The 18,104-nt window shown below is 67.7% G+C and carries 21 protein-coding genes and 1 tRNA gene; 13 read left to right on the top strand and 9 right to left on the bottom strand.

From position 1 onward, the window contains the following. Positions 1-106, bottom strand: a 106-nt coding sequence (locus tag A5711_RS27560) for a DUF1446 domain-containing protein (protein ID WP_231986951.1), incomplete at its 3' end; no start/stop codon positions are given. A 289-nt stretch (positions 107-395) separates the two neighbouring features. Between A5711_RS27560 and rpmF the strand changes: the two genes are divergently transcribed. The 5 genes from rpmF to A5711_RS10540 all read left to right on the top strand — a co-directional run bounded on the left by rpmF (position 396) and on the right by A5711_RS10540 (position 4,984). Beyond that, positions 396-569, top strand: coding sequence for a 50S ribosomal protein L32 (rpmF, locus tag A5711_RS10520; RefSeq protein WP_007168835.1), 174 nt, complete (start codon positions 396-398; stop codon positions 567-569). Positions 570-635: 66 nt separating this feature from the next. Further along, on the top strand, positions 636-1,325 hold the full coding sequence (mprA, locus tag A5711_RS10525; RefSeq protein WP_067946161.1) for a two-component system response regulator MprA: 690 nt from the start codon (positions 636-638) through the stop codon (positions 1,323-1,325). Positions 1,326-1,341: 16 nt separating this feature from the next. Further along, positions 1,342-2,892: a HAMP domain-containing sensor histidine kinase gene (locus A5711_RS10530; protein WP_067946167.1), complete on the top strand. Its 1,551-nt coding sequence runs from the start codon at positions 1,342-1,344 to the stop codon at positions 2,890-2,892. Positions 2,893-2,966: 74 nt separating this feature from the next. Further along, positions 2,967-4,427 (top strand): S1C family serine protease, encoded by a 1,461-nt coding sequence (locus tag A5711_RS10535; protein ID WP_067946169.1) that lies wholly within the window; start codon positions 2,967-2,969, stop codon positions 4,425-4,427. Next, entirely contained in the window at positions 4,427-4,984 is a 558-nt protein-coding gene (locus A5711_RS10540) for a molybdenum cofactor biosynthesis protein B (protein ID WP_067946170.1), read from the top strand. The genes A5711_RS10535 and A5711_RS10540 overlap by 1 nt, the downstream gene beginning before the upstream one ends. Positions 4,985-4,989: 5 nt before the next feature. Here the strand turns inward: A5711_RS10540 and mscL are convergent, their stop codons facing one another. The 4 genes from mscL to A5711_RS10560 all read right to left on the bottom strand — a co-directional run bounded on the left by mscL (position 4,990) and on the right by A5711_RS10560 (position 7,287). Continuing rightward, a complete protein-coding gene (mscL, locus tag A5711_RS10545) occupies positions 4,990-5,451 on the bottom strand; it encodes a large-conductance mechanosensitive channel protein MscL (protein ID WP_067946171.1) in 462 nt (153 codons plus the stop codon). Between the two features lie 67 nt (positions 5,452-5,518). Next, the gene (locus A5711_RS10550; protein ID WP_067946172.1) at positions 5,519-6,196 is read right to left on the bottom strand and encodes an SAF domain-containing protein; all 678 of its coding nucleotides are present in this window, start codon (positions 6,194-6,196) and stop codon (positions 5,519-5,521) included. Positions 6,197-6,263: 67 nt separating this feature from the next. Further along, on the bottom strand, positions 6,264-6,599 hold the full coding sequence (locus tag A5711_RS10555) for an FmdB family zinc ribbon protein (protein WP_067946176.1): 336 nt from the start codon (positions 6,597-6,599) through the stop codon (positions 6,264-6,266). An 88-nt stretch (positions 6,600-6,687) separates the two neighbouring features. Beyond that, positions 6,688-7,287, bottom strand: coding sequence for a 5-formyltetrahydrofolate cyclo-ligase (locus tag A5711_RS10560; RefSeq protein WP_067946178.1), 600 nt, complete (start codon positions 7,285-7,287; stop codon positions 6,688-6,690). 76 nt (positions 7,288-7,363) lie between these two features. On the opposite strand from A5711_RS10560, the gene A5711_RS10565 reads away from it, so the two are divergent. The 6 genes from A5711_RS10565 (at position 7,364) to A5711_RS10590 (ending at position 12,436) form a co-directional block, all read left to right on the top strand. Beyond that, entirely contained in the window at positions 7,364-8,275 is a 912-nt protein-coding gene (locus A5711_RS10565; protein ID WP_067946180.1) for a UTP--glucose-1-phosphate uridylyltransferase, read from the top strand. A 54-nt stretch (positions 8,276-8,329) separates the two neighbouring features. Continuing rightward, on the top strand, positions 8,330-9,622 hold the full coding sequence (glp, locus tag A5711_RS10570; RefSeq protein WP_067946181.1) for a gephyrin-like molybdotransferase Glp: 1,293 nt from the start codon (positions 8,330-8,332) through the stop codon (positions 9,620-9,622). A 21-nt stretch (positions 9,623-9,643) separates the two neighbouring features. Continuing rightward, positions 9,644-10,297, top strand: coding sequence for a GNAT family N-acetyltransferase (locus A5711_RS10575; RefSeq protein ID WP_197520776.1), 654 nt, complete (start codon positions 9,644-9,646; stop codon positions 10,295-10,297). Positions 10,298-10,449: 152 nt separating this feature from the next. Next, positions 10,450-11,484 carry a gephyrin-like molybdotransferase receptor GlpR gene (gene glpR, locus A5711_RS10580; RefSeq protein WP_067946182.1) on the top strand — a complete coding sequence of 345 codons (1,035 nt, stop codon included), beginning with the start codon at positions 10,450-10,452 and terminating at the stop codon, positions 11,482-11,484. Positions 11,485-11,534: 50 nt separating this feature from the next. Continuing rightward, positions 11,535-11,607 (top strand) — tRNA-Ala (locus A5711_RS10585). A gap of 208 nt (positions 11,608-11,815) precedes the next feature. Next, complete coding sequence (locus A5711_RS10590; protein ID WP_067946187.1) at positions 11,816-12,436, top strand: hypothetical protein; 621 nt, start codon at positions 11,816-11,818, stop codon at positions 12,434-12,436. A 13-nt stretch (positions 12,437-12,449) separates the two neighbouring features. Here A5711_RS10590 and A5711_RS10595 read toward each other — a convergent pair whose 3' ends face one another. The 4 genes from A5711_RS10595 to A5711_RS10610 form a co-directional block, all read right to left on the bottom strand. Further along, positions 12,450-13,019: an LppA family lipoprotein gene (locus A5711_RS10595; RefSeq protein ID WP_231971982.1), complete on the bottom strand. Its 570-nt coding sequence runs from the start codon at positions 13,017-13,019 to the stop codon at positions 12,450-12,452. After that, positions 13,016-14,956: an alpha/beta hydrolase gene (locus A5711_RS10600; RefSeq protein WP_067946191.1), complete on the bottom strand. Its 1,941-nt coding sequence runs from the start codon at positions 14,954-14,956 to the stop codon at positions 13,016-13,018. Before A5711_RS10600 ends, A5711_RS10595 begins: the two co-directional genes overlap by 4 nt. A gap of 86 nt (positions 14,957-15,042) precedes the next feature. Further along, on the bottom strand, positions 15,043-15,861 hold the full coding sequence (locus tag A5711_RS10605; RefSeq protein ID WP_067946193.1) for a hypothetical protein: 819 nt from the start codon (positions 15,859-15,861) through the stop codon (positions 15,043-15,045). Beyond that, positions 15,858-16,460: a TetR/AcrR family transcriptional regulator gene (locus A5711_RS10610; protein WP_067946195.1), complete on the bottom strand. Its 603-nt coding sequence runs from the start codon at positions 16,458-16,460 to the stop codon at positions 15,858-15,860. The genes A5711_RS10605 and A5711_RS10610 overlap by 4 nt, the downstream gene beginning before the upstream one ends. A 140-nt stretch (positions 16,461-16,600) precedes the next feature. Here A5711_RS10610 and A5711_RS10615 point away from each other — a divergent pair, with 140 nt between their 5' ends. Together A5711_RS10615 and A5711_RS10620 are read left to right on the top strand one after the other, a co-directional pair. Further along, the gene (locus A5711_RS10615) at positions 16,601-17,746 is read left to right on the top strand and encodes a M20/M25/M40 family metallo-hydrolase (protein WP_067946197.1); all 1,146 of its coding nucleotides are present in this window, start codon (positions 16,601-16,603) and stop codon (positions 17,744-17,746) included. Positions 17,747-17,831: 85 nt separating this feature from the next. Further along, entirely contained in the window at positions 17,832-18,083 is a 252-nt protein-coding gene (locus tag A5711_RS10620; protein ID WP_067946199.1) for a hypothetical protein, read from the top strand. The last annotated feature ends 21 nt before the right edge of the window (positions 18,084-18,104 follow it).

Raw genomic sequence — 18,104 nt, forward strand, 5'->3', positions numbered from 1 at the left:
CCACGTCACCGCCGGTGAGCATCTCGCGCATCGCCGACAGCCGGTCGCCGTAGAACCCGGAGCAGTTCGCGATCCGGACAGCGTCGCGACCTGAAGCAGAGGCCATGCAGTCCTCCAATCTGCGTTTCACCGGTGAGCGCAAACCAACCAACCAACCGGTAGGTTAGCGGGTCGCGCCGGTGTCACGTCAAGGACGGCCGACCGCTCTCCGCGCCGAGATTGCCGCCACGGTCGTTGACGCGCCCGGATCGCGGCCGTCATGGCAATCTCGGCGCCGGCGGGCGTCGTTTTGGTGAGCAGCAGGCCACCGACTATCCTGATAGCAATCGTCGCACGTTCGGCCCCATCGGCCACGCCGCGCGACAAGCCCCCGACACGAGGAGTTAGGCCCGACCATGGCCGTACCCAAGCGCAGGATGTCGCGCGCGAACACCCGAAGCCGTCGCGCGCAGTGGAAGGCCACCAAGACCGAACTCGTCGGTGTGACGGTCGCGGGCCAGAAGCACAAGGTGCCCCGCCGGCTGCTCAAGGCCGCCCGTCTCGGTCTGATCGACCTGGACCGGCGTTAGTTAATCTCGGCAAACACCCGGCGCGCCTCTCAGCCCGCTCTCAGGCGTCGGGACGACACTAGGCCCGTGCGGATACTGGTCGTCGACGACGATCGCGCAGTGCGTGAGTCGCTGCGTCGGTCGCTTTCCTTCAATGGCTACTCGGTCGAGTTGGCCCATGACGGGCTGGAGGCGCTCGAGATGATCGCCAGCGACCGGCCCGACGCGCTCGTGCTCGATGTGATGATGCCGCGGCTGGACGGCCTCGAGGTGTGCCGCCAGCTCCGCAGCACCGGCGACGACCTGCCGATCCTGGTGCTCACCGCCCGCGATTCGGTCTCCGAGCGGGTCGCCGGGCTGGACGCGGGCGCGGATGACTACTTGCCGAAGCCGTTCGCGTTGGAGGAGCTGCTGGCCCGGATGCGGGCGCTGCTGCGCCGCACCAAGCCGGATGACGATGACGCCGAATCGGTGGCCATGCAGTTCTCCGACCTGACGCTGGACCCGGTGACCCGGGAAGTGAGTCGCGGGCAACGCCAAATCAGTCTGACCCGTACCGAATTCGCCTTGCTCGAAATGTTGATCGCCAACCCGCGCCGGGTGCTCACCCGCAGCCGGATCCTGGAAGAGGTGTGGGGATTCGACTTCCCCACCTCCGGCAACGCGCTGGAGGTCTACGTCGGCTATCTGCGCCGCAAGACCGAGGCCGACGGTGAGCCACGACTGATCCACACGGTGCGCGGCGTGGGCTACGTCCTTCGGGAGACACCGCCGTGACGAGTCAACTGCAACGATGATCCGGTACCAACGACCCCAACGCGTACCGCTGCGCGCCACCAGCTCGTTGTCGCTGCGATGGCGCGTCATGCTGCTGGCGATGTCGATGGTGGCAATGGTCGTCGTGCTGATGGCATTCGCCGTGTACGCGGTGATTTCGGCTGCGCTGTATAGCGATATCGACAACCAGCTGCAAAGCCGTGCGCAGCTGCTGATCGCCAGCGGGTCATTGGCCGCCGACCCCGGAAAGGCCATCGAAGGCACCGCCTATTCGGACGTCAACGCGATGCTGGTGAACCCGGGTCACTCGATCTACACGGCGCAGCAGCCGGGCCAGACGCTGCCGGTCGGCGCGCCGGAAAAGGCGGTGATCCGCGGTGATCTGTTCATGTCCCGCCGCACCGCCTCCGATCAGCGCGTCCTTGCCATCCACCTGCCCAACGGCTGTTCGCTGCTGATCTCCAAGAGCCTCAAACCGACCGAGGCCGTGATGACCAAGCTGCGCTGGGTGCTGCTGATCGTCGGCGGCGTGGGCGTCGCGGTCGCCGCGGTGGCGGGCGGCATGGTCACCAGGGCGGGGCTACGTCCGGTGGCCCGCCTCACCGAAGCGGCCGAACGGGTCGCGCGCACCGACGATCTGCGGCCCATCCCGGTGTTCGGTAGCGACGAATTGGCCAGGCTCACTGAGGCATTCAACTTGATGTTGCGGGCGCTGGCCGAGTCCCGCGAGCGGCAGGCGCGGCTGGTCACCGACGCCGGACACGAATTGCGCACCCCACTGACGTCGCTGCGCACCAACGTCGAGCTGCTGATGGCATCGATGGAACCCGGGGCGCCGCGGCTGCCTGAGCAGGAGATGGTCGAGCTCCGCGCCGACGTGCTGGCGCAGATCGAGGAATTGTCCACTCTGGTGGGCGATCTGGTGGACCTCACTCGCGACGATGCCGGCCAGGTGGTGCACGAACCGGTCGACATGTCCGAGGTGGTCGATCGCAGCCTGGAGCGAGTCAGGCGGCGGCGCAACGACATTCACTTCGACGTCGACATCACGCCCTGGCAGATGTTCGGCGACGCCGCGGGGCTGTCGCGCGCGGTTCTCAATCTCTTGGACAACGCGGCCAAATGGAGCCCACCGGGTGGCCGTGTCGGCATCACCATGCGACAACTCGACCCGTCGCACGCGGAGTTGGTGGTGTCCGACCACGGGCCCGGCATTCCGCCACACGAACGCAGGCTGGTGTTCGAGCGGTTCTACCGTTCGACGACCGCACGCGCCATGCCCGGCTCGGGGCTTGGGCTGGCGATCGTCAAGAAGGTCGTGCTGAATCACGGTGGGTTGCTTCGTGTCGAGGACACCGTTCCCGGCGGGCAGCCGCCGGGAACCTCGTTCTACGTGCTGCTGCCCGGTCGGCCGATGCCGCCGTCGCCGTATCCGACGCCCGCCGCGGGCACCCCCGAGGAAGAGTCCGGCACCGACGCCACGGTCCCCATGGCCGGCAACCAGTCGAACTCTCGGGAACCCGCGAACGTTATCTCAGTGGACTCTCAGTCCGCGCGGGCAAGGTAGGTCTGCAGCTACTGTTGAACAACCCAGTCGAGCCGACGAGCCGATACTGAGATGAGGAAGTGCGACCTAGCGACATGACGAATGACCCGAGGTATTCGCCACCGCCGCAGCAGCCGGGATATCGTCCCGCGCCGAATCAGCCTGCGCCCACCCCCACCCACCCGGGGAACTCTGCTTACGGGCAACCGTATAGCCAGCCATTCGACTGGCGGCATCAATCGCAGACATCCCAATTCCGGCAGCCCTATGACCCGTACAACGGCACCGGTCCAGGCCGGACGCCGACGGGAACCGGGGTAGGCCCCCTGCCCGGCGCTACCGGGACCGGACCGATTCCCGGCATGATGCCGCCGATGCCGCCGCCGGGCCCCCAAAAACGGTCCCGCGCAGGGCTGTTGACCGTAGGCGCGTTGGCCATCGCGGTGGTGTCGGCGGGCATCGGCGGAGCCGCGGCGACGGCTGTCGAGCTGGGCAGCCACACCACCAACGGCAACGGGCGCACCGTCATCGGCGCGCCCACCGTCCCGGCAGCGAACATGCCGCCCGGCAGCGTCGAACAGGTCGCCTCAAAGGTGGTGCCCAGCGTCGTCATGCTGGAGACCGATCTGGGCCGCCAGTCCGAAGAGGGCTCCGGCATCATCCTTTCCGCCGACGGGCTGATCCTGACCAACAACCACGTGGTCGCGGCGGCCGCGGGGCCGCCGAAGGGCCCGGCCGCTCCGGCCCCCGGCGGTCCGCCTGGAGGCCCGGGTGGCGGACCCGGTGGTCCGGCTCCCAAGACAACGGTGACCTTCGCCGACGGCCGTACCGCACCCTTCACGGTCCTGGGCGCCGATCCCACCAGCGACATTGCCGTGATCCGCGTGCAGGGCGTCTCCGGCCTCACCCCGATCTCCCTGGGCTCCTCATCGGACCTACGCGTCGGCCAACCGGTGGTGGCCATTGGGTCGCCGCTGGGCCTGTCGGGCACGGTGACCACCGGGATCGTCAGTGCGCTGAATCGGCCGGTGTCCACCACCGGTGAGTCGGGCAACCAGAACACCGTGCTGGACGCGATTCAGACCGACGCCGCCATCAATCCGGGTAACTCCGGCGGCGCGCTGGTCAACATGAACGGCCAGCTGGTGGGCGTGAACTCGGCCATCGCCACCCTGGGTGCCGACTCGCCGGACGCCCAGAGCGGTTCGATCGGGCTCGGTTTCGCGATCCCGGTCGACCAGGCCAAGCGCATCGCCGACGAGCTGATCAGCAGTGGCAAGGCGTCGCACGCCTCGCTCGGCGTGCAGGTGACGAACGACAAGGGCGCCCCGGGAGCCAAGGTCGTCGACGTCGTTCCGGGTGGTGCGGCCTCGAGCGCCGGCGTGCCCAAGAATGTGATCGTCACCAAGGTCGACGATCGTCCGATCAGTAGCGCTGACGCCCTGGTCGCGGCCGTGCGGTCCAAGGCGCCCGGCGACAAGATCTCGCTGACCTTCCAGGATCCCGCTGGTGGCAGCCGTACCGTGCCGGTGACCCTGGGGAAGGCGGATCAGTAATGCGAGTCGAAGAACCCTCGGCGGCGGGATTGTCGGATCTCGGTTATACCGTGGCACCCATGGAAACGGGTGCGGAGTTGGTGGTCGGCCGGGCTCTGGTCGTGGTGGTCGACGATCGCACCGCTCACGGGGACGAGGACCACAGTGGGCCGCTGGTAACCGAACTGCTGACCGAGGCGGGATTCGTCGTCGACGGTGTGGTTGCGGTCGCGGCGGACGAGGTCGAGATTCGCAACGCGCTCAACACCGCGGTGATCGGCGGGGTGGACCTGGTGGTCTCCGTCGGCGGCACGGGCGTCACGCCGCGCGACGTCACCCCGGAGGCCACCCGCGAGATCCTGGACCGGGAAATCCTGGGCATTGCCGAAGCCATCCGGGGCTCCGGGCTGTCCGCGGGGATCATCGACGCCGGACTGTCACGCGGCCTGGCCGGGGTGTCCGGGAGCACGTTGGTGGTGAACCTGGCCGGTTCCCGGTACGCGGTGCGCGACGGCATGGCGACGCTGAACCCGCTGGCCGCTCAAATCATCGGGCAGCTGTCCAGCCTGGAGATCTGACCGCCTCAGGTCTGTGCTTCGGCGTCGGCGCGCGGTCCGTGCTCGGGCGGAGGCGTCGTGCTCGTGCCGCCGTGCTTGCCTGACGAATCTCCGTTGGTCTGGGCGAGCAGGTCGCGAATTTCGGTGAGCAGAACGATCTGGGCGTCGTCGGCCTGCTCGACCTCACCGCGCTTACGCAGCGTGTTGTAGGGCAGCACGACGAAGAAGTAGACGACCGCGGCGATGAGCACAAAGTTGATCGCGGCCGACAGCAGGATGTTCAGGTCGATGGTCTGGCCGCCACCGATGCTGATCTTCAAGATGCCGACGTTGGATTGCTGTTTGACGCCGATCCGGTTGATCAGCGGTGTGATGATGCTGTCGGTGAACTTCGTGACCAGTGCGGTGAAGGCAGTACCGATGACCACCGCGACGGCCAGGTCGACGATGTTGCCCCGCGAGAGAAACTCCTTGAACCCTTTGAACATTCCAGATGTCCTTCCTGGGATTGGACAGAGTTTGCTGTCGGCTGCGTGACCAACGGCGGCGAGGCACTCAGTGCAGGGTGAGGGTCACCGCCTGACCCAGCGTCGAGCCCGCCACCGTGTTCGCCACGCGAGCCGGCAGCGCAACTAACACTACGCGGTCGCCGTCCGCGCCCTGGACCTTTGGCTTGGCCGACACGAGCACCACGACGGCGTCGGTGGCCACCACTTTCGGAGCGGCCTGGGAGGGCTCCGACGAGCCGGTTGTCGGTGCGGCCAGTACGTCGACGACGTCGCCGACGCGGACCAGGTCGATCAGGGCGCCGTCCGCCAGCCGCAGCGGCACGACGCGGGCCCCGGGTCCCGCCTTCGACGCGATGGCGGCCTCGGCCAGCCGGCTGCCCAATAGCCGCACATCGGTGAGCACCTCGCCGCGCCTCGCCGGCCCGGCCAGCGTCGAACCGGCCACGGCGCTGACATCCGCCAGCGACCCATCGGGAATGGTTGCGGCCAAACGCTTTTCGAGACGAACATCGGCGGGGGTCAACGCGGCGCCCGGCCGCAGGTCGTGATCGGCGACCACCACCTCGGCATAATCACCGGCCGGGTCGGAGCGCAGCGCGGCCAGGGCGGCCAACACGACCAGCCCGCAGGCGGCGACCCGCCGCGCCAGGACGGTCCTGGTCCAATCCGGACGCAGCATCAACAGGCGGCTGAACAGGCTTGGATTCAGCGGTGATTCGCCCACGCCGCGAACGTAAGCGCAACGCGGTCACCGGCGCATGCCGGCAGCAAATGCGTTTGTGGATAACCCGTTAGCTCGAGGCAGCGGCAGCGGACGCCGTGGAGGTGCTGCTCGACTTCTCGGTCGAGCCGGATTTCTCGCTCGACCCGGACTTCTCGGTGGATCCCGAGGTCGACCCGGAGTCGCTCGAAGCGGACCCATTGGTGGAACTCGTGGACTTCTTGCCGGACTCGCGGCTGTCTGTGCGGTAGAAGCCGCTGCCCTTGAACACCACGCCCACGGAGTTGAAGCGCTTGCGCAGCCGCCCGGAGCAGCGCTTGCAGGTGGTCAGCGCATCGTCGGTGAAGGCCTGCACGATGTCGAAGCGATCGTCGCACTCGGTGCACTGATAGCTGTAAGTCGGCACAAAAACCTCCGGATGATTGCAAAGTCTGTTAGCACTCTAGCGTCTCAAGTGCTAGAACCGCCACGTGACACCGCTCATTCCCGATCTGTTACCCCAGATCGAGTGGTGTTAGTCCCACTCGCGGCGTGAGCGCGTCGGTCATCGGTATGTCGTGCGGCTCGGCCGGCAACTCGTCGACCAACTCCGCGTCGCGCACGAGCGCGATCAGCCGGGCGCGGGGGTCGCGGGCGGGCAGGGAGCGATCGTAGAAACCGCGACCGCGGCCCAGCCGCACCCCGGAGCGGTCGACGGCCAACGACGGCACCAGGATCAGGCCCGCCTCCACGATCGCCGACGCCGGCAGCCACGGCTCCGGGGGCTCCAGCAATCCCCACCGCGCCGATGTCAATGTGCCGGGCCGGTATTCACCCCAGCGCAACGGCAGCGGCGCGTTGTCGGCGGTGGTGCGCGCAACCGGCAGCAGCACCCGGCCCGCCAGCCGCAGCAACACGTCCAGCATGTCGATCGAGCCGGGCTCGGCACCCACCGGCACGTATGCGCAGACGGTGCTGCCGCTGCTCACCAAGCTTTCCGCGGCCTGCAGCCGCTCGCACAACATTCGCGCCTCGGCGGCCCGAACGGCGTCGGCAACGCCGCGCCGGGCCGCCTGCAGCTGCGCCCGCAACACGGCCTTGCTGGTGGTCGCCATGCCTCAACCATTCCAGCCGGGTCTTCGGCCGCGCCACATCGACTCGGCAAACCGCACTCGGGTTATCGTGTGAATAATGTCAAGCCCAAAAGTGGTGGTCCCACACACGGCGATCGTGCCCGCTGCCGGTCTTGGTACCCGCTTCCTGCCCGCGACGAAAACGGTTCCCAAGGAGCTGCTGCCGGTCGTCGATACCCCCGGCATCGAGCTGGTCGCCGCGGAGGCGGCTGAGGCGGGCGCCGACCGCCTGGTGATCATCACCTCCGAGGGCAAGGACGGCGTCGTCGCGCACTTCGTCGAGGACCTGGTCCTCGAGGGCACGCTGGAGGCCCGCGGCAAGAAGGCCATGCTCGACAAGGTGCGCCGCGCGCCGCAGCTGATCAAGGTCGAGTCCGTGGTTCAGGCCGAGCCGCTGGGCCTGGGGCACGCCATCAGCTGCGTGGAGCCTGCGCTGACGTCCGATGACGACGCCGTGATGGTGCTGCTGCCCGACGACCTGGTGCTGCCGACCGGCGTGCTGGAGACGATGGCCAAGGTGCGGGCGGACCACGGCGGGACGGTGTTGTGCGCCATCGAGGTGACGCCCGAAGAGATCAGCGCCTACGGGGTTTTCGACGTCGAGCCGGTGCCCGGCGACGACAACCCCGACGTGCTGAAGGTCAACGGCATGGTCGAGAAGCCCAAGCGCGAGGACGCGCCGTCGATGCTGGCCGCGGCGGGCCGCTACATCCTCGACCGCGCCGTGTTCGACGCGTTGCGCCGCGTCGACCGTGGGGTGGGCGGCGAAGTGCAGCTGACCGATGCGATCGCCCTGCTCATTTCCGAGGGCCACCCCGTGCATGTCGTCGTGCATCACGGATCCCGACACGACTTGGGAAATCCCGGCGGCTACCTCAAGGCTGCGGTTGACTTTGCATTGGATCGTGACGACTACGGCCCGGATTTGCGGCGATGGTTGGTGGCGCGGTTAGGCCTGGCCGAGAAGTAGCCGGCCGATGCGCCCGGTCCGAGACGGCGCCCGTCTAGGGCAGGGAGGCGCGCTGTGCGTTCTGTGGAGGAGCAGCAGGCCCGGATAACGGCCGCCGCGGTGGCTCCGCGGCCCATCCGCGTGGCCATCGCCGAGGCGCAGGGACTGATGTGCGCCGAGGAAGTGGTCACCGAGCGCCCCATGCCCGGGTTCGATCAGGCCGCGATCGACGGTTACGCGGTGCGCAGCGTCGACGTGCTGGGCATCGGCGAGGTGGGCGTCGACAGTCTGGGTGAGCCGCCCGGCGATGCGGAGCTCGACGAAGACCGGCGCGAGGGCCTGGTCCTGCCCGTGATGGGAACCGTCGAGGCCGGTGCGCGCACGCCGAGTCGCTTGCAGCCCCGCCAGGCCGCCCGCGTGCACACCGGGGCCCCGCTGCCCACGCTGGCGGACGCCGTCATCCCGTTGCGCTGGACCGATGGCGGCAGCTCGCGGGTGCGGATCCTGCGCGGGGCGCCGTCGGGCGCGTACGTGCGTCGCACCGGGGACGATGTGCAGCCCGGTGACGTCGCGGTACGGGCCGGCACGGTGATCGGCGCGGCCCAGGTCGGCCTGCTGGCCGCGGTCGGGCGCGAACGGGTCCTGGTCCATCCGCGGCCGCGGGTGACGGTGGTGGCCGTCGGCGGCGAACTCGTCGACATCTCGCGCACCCCCGGCAACGGCCAGGTCTACGACGTCAACTCCTACGCGCTGGCGGCGGCGGCCCGCGATGCCGGCGCGGAGGTCAACCGCATCGGCATCGTCAGCGGCGATCCCGGTGAATTCCGCGAAGTCATCGAGGGCCAGATCAACCGCGCCGAAGTGGTGGTGATCGCCGGCGGCGTCGGCGGCGCCGCGGCCGAGCCGGTGCGGTCGGTCCTTTCCGAGCTGGGGGAGATGGAGGTCGTCCGCGTCGCGATGCATCCCGGGTCCGTCCAGGGCTTCGGGCAGCTGGGCCGCGACGGCGTCCCGACGTTCCTGCTGCCCGCTAACCCGGTCAGCGCCCTGGTGGTGTTCGAGGTGATGGTGCGGCCGCTGATCCGGCTGTCCCTGGGCAAGCGCCAACCGATGCGCCGGATCGTGCAAGCCCGCACGCTGTCGCCGATCACGTCGGTCGCCGGGCGCAAGGGCTACCTGCGCGGCCAGCTGATGCGCGACCAGGAGACGGGTGAATACCTGGTACAGGCGCTGGGCGGGGCGCCGGGGGCGTCCTCGCACCTGCTGGCCACCCTCGCCGAAGCGAATTGCCTCGTGGTGGTGCCCAGCGGCGCCGAACAAATCCGCACCGGCGAGATCGTCGACGTCGCCTTCTTGGCTCAGCGCGGTTAAGTGCAACGACTCCGCGCGCTCGTGAACCTGTTGCGTACCAACGCCCGCCATCCGGGTTGGCCGCTGGATGTCGGGCCGTTGCGGGTCCCAGCGGGGGTGGTCCGGTTGCGGGCGGTGCGGATGCGCGACGGCGCCCAGTGGAGCCGCATCCGGTTGGCCGACCGCGCGCACCTCGAGCCGTGGGAGCCCAGCGCGGAGGGCGATTGGACGACCCGGCACACGGTCGCCGCGTGGCCGGCGCTGTGCTCCGGCCTGCGCGCCGAGGCCCGTGCGGGCCGCATGCTGCCGTACGTCATCGAGCTCGACGGGCACTTCTGTGGCCAGCTCACCATCGGCAACATCACCCACGGGGCGCTGCGGTCGGCTTGGATCGGCTACTGGGTTCCGCGGTCGGCGACCGGTGGCGGCGTCGCCACGGCGGCTCTGGCGCTGGGCCTGGACCATTGCTTCGGCCCGGTGATGCTGCATCGCGTGGAGGCCACGGTGCGGCCCGAAAACGCCGCCAGCCGGGCCGTATTGGCGAAAGTCGGGTTCCGCCAGGAGGGGTTGCTGCAGCGCTACCTCGAGGTGGACAAGGCGTGGCGGGACCATCTCTTGATGGCCCTCACGGCCGAAGAGGTGTCCGGATCGGTGGCCTCGACCCTGGTCCGGGGCGGGCACGCCAGCTGGGCCTGACCGCCCCACGCTATGTGGCTACCGCGACACGAGTGACTTGTGGTGCTTGTGAGAGGCAAATTACAGGTGTGTAATTGTCCTGGTCACCAAGACCCGGCCGCGCTGGCCTCCGAGGGGCTTCGCGGAATCGGAACCAAAGAGAGCAGGTCGTCATGCCAAGCATTCCGCAGTCACTGTTGTGGATCTCGCTAGTAGTGCTCTGGCTGTTCGTCTTGGTGCCGATGCTCGTCAGCAAACGCGACGCCGTGCGGCGCACCAGTGACGTGGCCCTGGCGACCCGGGTCCTCAACGGGGGAGGGAACTCGCGCCTCATCAAACGCAGCGGTCCGGCCGCCGGTCACCGCAGCGACCCCGACTGGAAGCCGCCGGAAGAGTCGGCCGAAACCGAGCTCGACGAGGACCGCGACCTCGCCGGGGATGACGACGACGAGCATGCAGACGACAGCGACACCGACGAGCTGCGCCAGTTGCGCCCGGTGGTCATGAAGGTCGCGGTGCCCGAGCGCACCGAGCCCGACTACCTCGACGTCGACGTCGTCGAGGATTCACAGGCGCTCCCGGCGGGCAAGGCGGTCGAGGAAGCCGAGGCCGGCGAGGACGACGAGGATTCCGACACCGACGTCGTCGCCCACGCCAGCGACGAAGAGGACGACGAAGGATTCGAATACGTCGAGGACTCTTCGGGTCTGGAGCCCGAGGCCGAGACCGACGACGAGGAAATGCCTGCGCCGGTCCCGCGGAACGCCTCCCGGCGCCGCCGGTTCGACGCGAAGACCGCCGCCGCGGTCAGCGCCCGCAAGTACAAGTTCCGCAAGCGCGTGCTGATGGTGATGGCGGTCGTCCTGGTCGGCACGGCCACAGCCGCATTCAAGATCTCGCCGAGCGCCTGGTGGGCGTGCGGCACTGCCACCGCGGTGACGCTGCTGTACCTGGCCTACCTGCGGCGTCAGACCCGCATCGAGGAGAAGGTGCGCCACCGCCGCATGCAGCGGATGGCGCGGGCGCGGATGGGCGTGGAGAACGCCTACGACCGCGACTACGACGTGGTCCCGTCGCGGCTGCGGCGTCCGGGCGCGGTGGTGCTGGAAATCGACGACGAGGACCCGATCTTCGAGCACCTGGACTACGCGATGGCGATGCGGAACTACGGTTGGCCCCGGGACCTGCCGCGGGCCGTCGGCGAGTAGTGCCGGCAGTTCGGCGGTTCGCGCCGCGGCTGGTAGCCTGCTAGCGGTCAGGGGCTATGGCGCAGTTGGTAGCGCGACTCGTTCGCATCGAGTAGGTCAGGGGTTCGAATCCCCTTAGCTCCACAAGATTTGAGCAGGTCAGGCGCATCGTTCGAGCAACATCGGGAGCGCGCGGCAGTCTGGCCGGCCGCGCGCGGCGGCCAGGTCCGGCGTGGTCGCGGTGACTCGTAGGCGCAAATCCGCGTGCCTACACGTCGCTCGTGTCTCAAGCACTGCGTGTGGATACGGCCGGTGTGCAGGCGATGGCCACGCGTTGGAGAAGCTACTACCCATGAGTCTTTATCCGGTCAGTCAGCTTTACGAATTCACACCGGAGGTGGAGGCAACAACGTCCTCGCGACGAAATCCCCTCGTCTTGGTGGGCGCGCTGGATGAAGCCGAGTTCATTGATATGCGCCTGTCACCCCAGCGCTCCCGCGTCGGAGTTCTGTGCGCCATTCAATGGTGTCGCGACTTCGAGGGTTCGAACGCGGCCCTGGTCGTGCTGAACGGCGTGGGAGGCGTGACCTGGTCGAACGACGACCAGGTGCGTCAGCGCCCCTGGCACGCTCAATATGGTGATTGGGAGCCGACGCGATCTGCACGGGCCGGGGGGCCATTCCCGACGCGGGATGCCGGGAACGAGGACTCGTGGGCGGTTGATGCGGCCGGCGCGTCATTGCCTCTTGAGGGTTCGAAGCGCGCTGAACCGCCGGACTATGTTCTGCGATTCGGTCGTTTGACCGTGTCGGGTCAAGCAGCTCGTATTTACATCGGGCAGATCGAGGGGTTGGGCGATACTCCGCCCGATATGGGGGAGTTGGGCGATGCCGAGATTATCGCTGGATTTCCGCAGTGGTCATCGGTAATGGAAGTCCGGGAGTACTACACGTATTTCTGGTCCGCGGAATAGCCGACCACCCAAGCTATTTCTTGTCGCGGGGCAGCCGGCAGCCGGTGTAGCCGGCGACGACCAGGTTTCCCCGGTAGCCGACTTTGATGAAGATCCCGGTGGGGCCGTAGAACCCCACGTCATGGTTCCCGGGGCTGTTCTGCATCACCTGCACCTCGGTGGCGTCGATCTTGGCGGCCGCCTGTTTGGCGGTCTCTTCGATCGTCGCCCACTGTTGCTCGGAGACCGGCACGTTGGCGGCAACGGCATCGGGGAGGAAGTAGCGTTTGCCGTCGGTTTGCTCGTACGGTCGCTCGCAGTTGTCGCCCGAGCCCTCGTGCGGTGTCTCCCACTTGATCGAGGGGATCAATTTGCTTGCGGCGGCGGTGATCTCGTTCATCGCGGCCTGCACCTGACTTTGGGTGTCCTCGAACGAGGGCAGGGACTTGAGCACCTGGAGGGCCTTGGCCGCATCGTTGGGTGGGGTGGGTGCGTAGGGGTGGCTCACGTGGCATCCTCCTGCGGCTAGTGCGATTGCGGCCACGACGATGCCCAGAATGCCGTGGCGTTGCAGGTTCCGGGGGCTGTACTGGTTCTTGCTCACTTCGTGGGAACCGCCTTATCTCCGAGTCCGGCAAGGACGGCGGCGATGTTGTAGTTGGTCGTCCTGAGCCCGCCGCCGTCGGGGAAGCGAGGGTAATCGCTGTGGCCGTGCGCGTCTTGAAGGGTGAGGGTGCCGCCATGGCCGTCGGGCACAGTGGTGGCACCGGTGGCCAGGTGGGTGAAGTTGGGGTTGGTCGCCGGGTTCGGGCCGAAGTGGCCGGCGCCGGAGGCGTCCGCCGCGCCCAGGACGCTGGTAGCGATGTCTCGGAAGGGCGGCGGCAGGAACGGTGCCACGTCGTGGGCGATGGCTGGCCCGTCGTACGTCCACTGGATCGGGTCGTCGGGCGTTTCCATGGTGAACACGTGGCCGGGCTGCAGATGTAGCTGCTGGGGCGTGGAGGCTTCGATGCCGGGGGAGCCGTAGAACAGCGCCCGCGACACCCCGTGATCGCCGGGCTCTTGCAGGGCAAGTCCGGTGGTCAGTGAGCCGTAGGAGTGTCCAATCGCGGTGAGGTCGGCGGGGCCGCCCTGGTGGGCGGCCTGTATCCCGTCGTAGAAGCCGGCCAGGTCATGCGCACCGGCCCTGGCCACGGCGTCGTGGCTGACGTCCCAGCCGCCGGCGAGCGATTTGCCGAGATCGTCCATGCCCGGCACCTGCGGCGGGTCATAACCAATCCACGCGATGGCCGAGACGGTGTCGTGTTCGTGCCCAGGGGTCAGGCTCAATTGGCGGAGGGCTTCCTTTCTGGCGTCGGTCGCCTCGGACACCATGCCCCCGATGGCGCCGTGGACGGTGGTGTTCAAACCGGGCGCCGTGACCGATACGTGGGTGGCCGTGTCGGGGTCTCCGACCGCGATCGCGGCGCGGGCCTGCTTGCCGGTTTTGGTGTCGAGCAGCATGAGCTTGCGATCGGGGCTCGCTTTGACGGTTTTGTCGACGGCCTGCAGGTCGGGCAGGTACTTGGCCCCGTCCCGGGCGGCATCGTATTGGCGTTGCCACGCCTCGTAGGCGAGGCGGTCGTCGAAAATCGCCCCCGGCTCGTTCGGCGGCGGAATGTTCTTGCCCGCCGCCCAATCGGGATGCTGGGCCTTAAGCGCGTCGGCCTGGGCGGCGGCCGCCTGAGCGCGGCCCAGTTCGTCGGCGAGAGTGAGCCGGTTGTAATGATCCCGGTCCACCGCGGGCATCCCATTGTGATTCCCGATCAATGGGTTCCGTTGATACTCGCGGTCCTTCTGCGCGGGCGTAAGAGTGTTCCAGACGTCCGCAAACTGCTTGGGGTCATCCGGCAGGTCCGGTACCGGCGACAGGGGACCCTCGACCGCCTGGATACCCGACTGGTCGTATCCATCGCCGTGCAGAGCGCCCAGTGACCGCTGCAGCGTGTTGGAGTAGCCGTCGCGGATCGACTGCAGCTGGTGCAGAGCGTCCCTGGTCTCGTCGGCGGCGTCGGCGCGGGCGTCTTTGATCAACGACTGCAACTGCGAACGACTCTGGGGATCGAGGTTGGGGTCCTCCAGATCCTTCATCGCCGCGCCGATGAGTTTGTCGAGCAGCTGCAACTGCCGTTCCAGCGCGGCGATCTCGGCGGCGCCCGCCTTCTGCGCCTCGGCCAGGGAGGCCGCGATGTTTTCCAGGTCGACGCCGATCTTGGGCAACTTCAGGGATTGCGCCCCAAGCGATTTGACCGTGCGCTGCACCTCGGCGGAATCGTTGATCGGGTGGTCGCCGTTCTGGTGGTTCCAGGCCGCGTCGAAACGGTTACGGGCTTGCTCGAACGCATGGTCCGCCTCGGCGGTGCATACCCCGGCTTGGTGGAACGCCTCCGCCAATCGCGAAATCTCGAACGGGTTCCCGGCCTGCAGACTCCGGTTGATCGCCCACGGGTCACCGCCGGCCTGGCCGATCAAATCGGCAACGTTGAGCCAGACCAGCTGCATCGCACCGCCAGAAAGTTCGCCATTCGTTCCCCGGACAGGCTGATGACGTTACTCCGCCCAGCCGGATCTCGTGTTCAAGCGGCTCTTCACGGGTGGGTGACCAGATAGGTTTCGTTGTCCAGCCCGGCGGTGAGTTCCTCGACGTCGAAGGGCCGGTCGAGGCGGGCGTGCAACGCCTTCGGGTCGATCAGCAGGCTGATCTCGGCCGTTTGGCGGGCGAACAGCCGCCCGATGAGCGGGTAGATGCGGCGCATGATCGCCCGCTCCCCGGCGGTGCAACGCGAAGCGCAGTAACCGACGTGGCCGATTTCGTCGGTGAGAATCTCGCTGTACAGCAGTTCGATTCGCTCGGCGACTTCCGGCTCGTCGGCGAACAGATCGGCGCCGGCGCGGCGCAACTCGTCGAACATGATGCAGCCCGCCATCTCGGCGGCCCCGACGAACAGAAAGCCCAACCGTGCGGGAATGAACACCCCGGTCTTCACGAATTGGCGCATCACGAACGGTGGGGGGACGACCTGGAATGTCAAGTCAAAGATGTCCAGGGCGTAGGCCAGCAGCCGCGTGTGGTAGTGCTCTTCGAGCTCGAGATAGACGTTTTCGGGAGGCAGGTTCTCGTCGCTGTTGCGCCCGTAGGTTTCGCCGAGCCCAACGCCAAACCGCTCAGCCTGGTTGAGTTTGGCCGTCGCCAGCAGGAACAGCATCTTGCGATCCAGCCCGGCTTCCGGTCGCCGGCGGCGCAGGTTGCGAAGGAAGGTGTTTCGGTCGGCGGGGTGGGCTGACCGGATGGGGTTCGCCTCGAGTTCGTTGAAGAATTGCTCGCGATTCGCCAACCGCCTGTTGAGCAGGTCGGCTTCGCCGTCACGCCGGGCCAGAAACTCCCGGTATCCCTCGATGCCGTTCATCTTTTCTCCATTCCTTTGACAATCGTTGTCACGTAACGGCTTAACTGCGCAGGATCGTGTGTTCCGGTGGCCAGCAGGGCGAAGAGCCCGGTGAGAAAGAACGTCCCGAGTTCGGTGGCGTCTACCTCCCCGGAGACTTGCCCCGCGGATTGCGCCCGGGCGATCACGCCGACCAGAAACTCGGCGACCGGGTGTTGCGCCAGCTCGTATTCGACGGGACGTGAGGACGAGAAATGCAGACCGAGCATGTCGCGGAAAACCACTGCGCCCAAACGGCGTTCGGCGTCTAGCACACGAGCGACGAGCCGCAATAGTGTCGACGTCAGGTCACCCTCGGCGTCGCCGAGTTCGCTGATGATCCGGATCTCCTCGTTGCGCTCCAGCTCGGTAAGGATGTGCTCCTTCGTCGGGAAGTGGAAATAGAACGTTCCCCGCACCACGCCCGCCGCAGCGGCGATGGCACTCACGTCGGCAGCGGCTAACCCGCGCCGCGCAATCTCCGCCAACGCGGCGTCGAACAAGCGTGCCCGCGTTTCGAGTCGTTGAGCCTCCCGGACGCCCCGCGCCGTTGCAGCCTCGGTAGGGGCGGGTGAATTCATGAAAGCACGTTACGGCAGACCATTGACGCCCGTCAATGACGGTCGTCAGCGACTTAGAGGGGACTAGAGCGCCCGCGGTTGCACACCGCACGAGCGGGGTACTGATCCTTTCGGACAAGCCACGAACCCGAAAGGACCGAATGGCGACGCGCGAGGACAACTCCACCGACGGCCTGCTGCAGGAACTCCTGTGGGCCTACGGGCCGTGCGGCCAGGAGGCCGACGTACGCGCCGTCTGTGCCCGCGAACTGCGTCCCGTCGTCGACGACATGTGGAGCGACGACGCCGGCAACCTGATCGGGTACATCGCCGCCGACCCTCCGGCCGACGGTGTTGGACGCGCGCACCGGCACCGGGTGTCCTCGGCGGCCGAACCCGGCGTCGGGACGCGGATCATGGCGCACATGGACGAACTGTCCATGCTGGTCAAGCGCGTGGAACCGGACGGCACGCTGCACCTCACCCAGCTGGGCACGATGTACCCCGGCAACTTCGGTCTCGGACCGGTCGCCGTGCTCGGCCAGCACGAGATGCTGACCGCGGTGCTCACGCTCGGCTCCGAGCACACCACCCAGGAAAGCCCGCGGATCTGGCAGACCAAGCCCGACCAGGGCGACAAGGCCCTGGACTGGGATCACGTCTACGTCTTCACCGGCCTGAGCACCGACGAGCTAGAGGTCGCCGGCGTGCGACCGGGCACCCGGGTGTGCGTCGAGCGCAGCAAGAGGACGCTGGTCGAGTTCGGCGGGTACGTGGGCTGTTACTTCCTCGACGACCGCGCCGCCGTGACCGCGCTGCTGCGCGCGGCCGCCCGGCTGCGCGAACGCGGCCAGCGGCCCGTCGACGACCTCTACCTCGTGTTCACCACCAACGAGGAGATCGGAGGGGTGGGCGGCACCTACGCCAGCGGATCGCTGCCCGGCACCCTCACCCTGGCGCTGGAGGTTGGCCCCACCGAGCAGGAGTACGGCACCACCGTGAGCGGCGGCCCGATCGTCGGCTACAGCGACGCCTTGTGCGTCTACGACAAAGACGTCGCCGACCGGCTGATGAGCATCGCCACCGAGCTGGGTCTGTCGCCGCAGGCGGCCGTTTTGGGTGCTTTCGAATCCGACGCCTCGCACTCGAAGGCCAACGGGCTGACGCCGCGCGCGGGCTTGCTGTGCGTGCCCACGCTGAGCACCCACGGTTTCGAAGTCATGCCCCGCAGCGCGATCGACGACATGGCGTCGATCATCGTCGAGTTCGTCCTGCAGCCCGGTGCGCACGCGCGCGGCGAAGATTAATACGGTCCCAAAATTTGCCTGAACATTGCTTAAGAGGCGCGTGGCGGCCCCCGGCGCGCCGGAATGCCGGTCCTACGGTCGACGGATGAACGTTGACTACTACCTGCAGAAGGTGCCGGTTGAGTCGGTGCGGCCAGGGTTTTCGCTCGCCATCGATCAGGGCGGCGATTATCGCCTGTTCCAGGTCGAATGCACGCAGATGACGCAGCGCAGCGGTCAGCCGGTGATCTTCACCCTGACGTCGGAACCCGTCGAAGGCGGCGACCCCTGGGTGCTCGAGTGCGCGGCGGGCACGCCCGTCGTTCGAGTCCTCGGCGTGTGCAAGGTGGCCTCCTAGTCCCGTCAGCCCGGCTTTGCG

This window comes from Mycobacterium sp. E2238, assembly GCF_001672665.1.
Taxonomy (GTDB): domain Bacteria; phylum Actinomycetota; class Actinomycetes; order Mycobacteriales; family Mycobacteriaceae; genus Mycobacterium.

Bases quoted from the DNA above. Each gene is read 5' to 3' on its own strand.
- glpR (WP_067946182.1), top strand. From the start codon at position 10,450: ATGCCAAGCATTCCGCAGTCACTGTTGTGGATCTCGCTAGTAGTGCTC.
- A5711_RS10560 (WP_067946178.1), bottom strand. From the start codon at position 7,287: ATGGCGACCACCAGCAAGGCCGTGTTGCGGGCGCAGCTGCAGGCGGCC.
- A5711_RS10565 (WP_067946180.1), top strand. From the start codon at position 7,364: ATGTCAAGCCCAAAAGTGGTGGTCCCACACACGGCGATCGTGCCCGCT.
- A5711_RS10620 (WP_067946199.1), top strand. From the start codon at position 17,832: ATGAACGTTGACTACTACCTGCAGAAGGTGCCGGTTGAGTCGGTGCGG.
- A5711_RS10610 (WP_067946195.1), bottom strand. From the start codon at position 16,460: ATGAATTCACCCGCCCCTACCGAGGCTGCAACGGCGCGGGGCGTCCGG.
- A5711_RS10540 (WP_067946170.1), top strand. From the start codon at position 4,427: ATGCGAGTCGAAGAACCCTCGGCGGCGGGATTGTCGGATCTCGGTTAT.
- A5711_RS10605 (WP_067946193.1), bottom strand. From the start codon at position 15,861: ATGAACGGCATCGAGGGATACCGGGAGTTTCTGGCCCGGCGTGACGGC.
- rpmF (WP_007168835.1), top strand. From the start codon at position 396: ATGGCCGTACCCAAGCGCAGGATGTCGCGCGCGAACACCCGAAGCCGT.
- A5711_RS10530 (WP_067946167.1), top strand. From the start codon at position 1,342: ATGATCCGGTACCAACGACCCCAACGCGTACCGCTGCGCGCCACCAGC.
- mscL (WP_067946171.1), bottom strand. From the start codon at position 5,451: ATGTTCAAAGGGTTCAAGGAGTTTCTCTCGCGGGGCAACATCGTCGAC.
- A5711_RS10535 (WP_067946169.1), top strand. From the start codon at position 2,967: ATGACGAATGACCCGAGGTATTCGCCACCGCCGCAGCAGCCGGGATAT.
- A5711_RS10590 (WP_067946187.1), top strand. From the start codon at position 11,816: ATGAGTCTTTATCCGGTCAGTCAGCTTTACGAATTCACACCGGAGGTG.
- A5711_RS10600 (WP_067946191.1), bottom strand. From the start codon at position 14,956: ATGCAGCTGGTCTGGCTCAACGTTGCCGATTTGATCGGCCAGGCCGGC.
- A5711_RS10615 (WP_067946197.1), top strand. From the start codon at position 16,601: ATGGCGACGCGCGAGGACAACTCCACCGACGGCCTGCTGCAGGAACTC.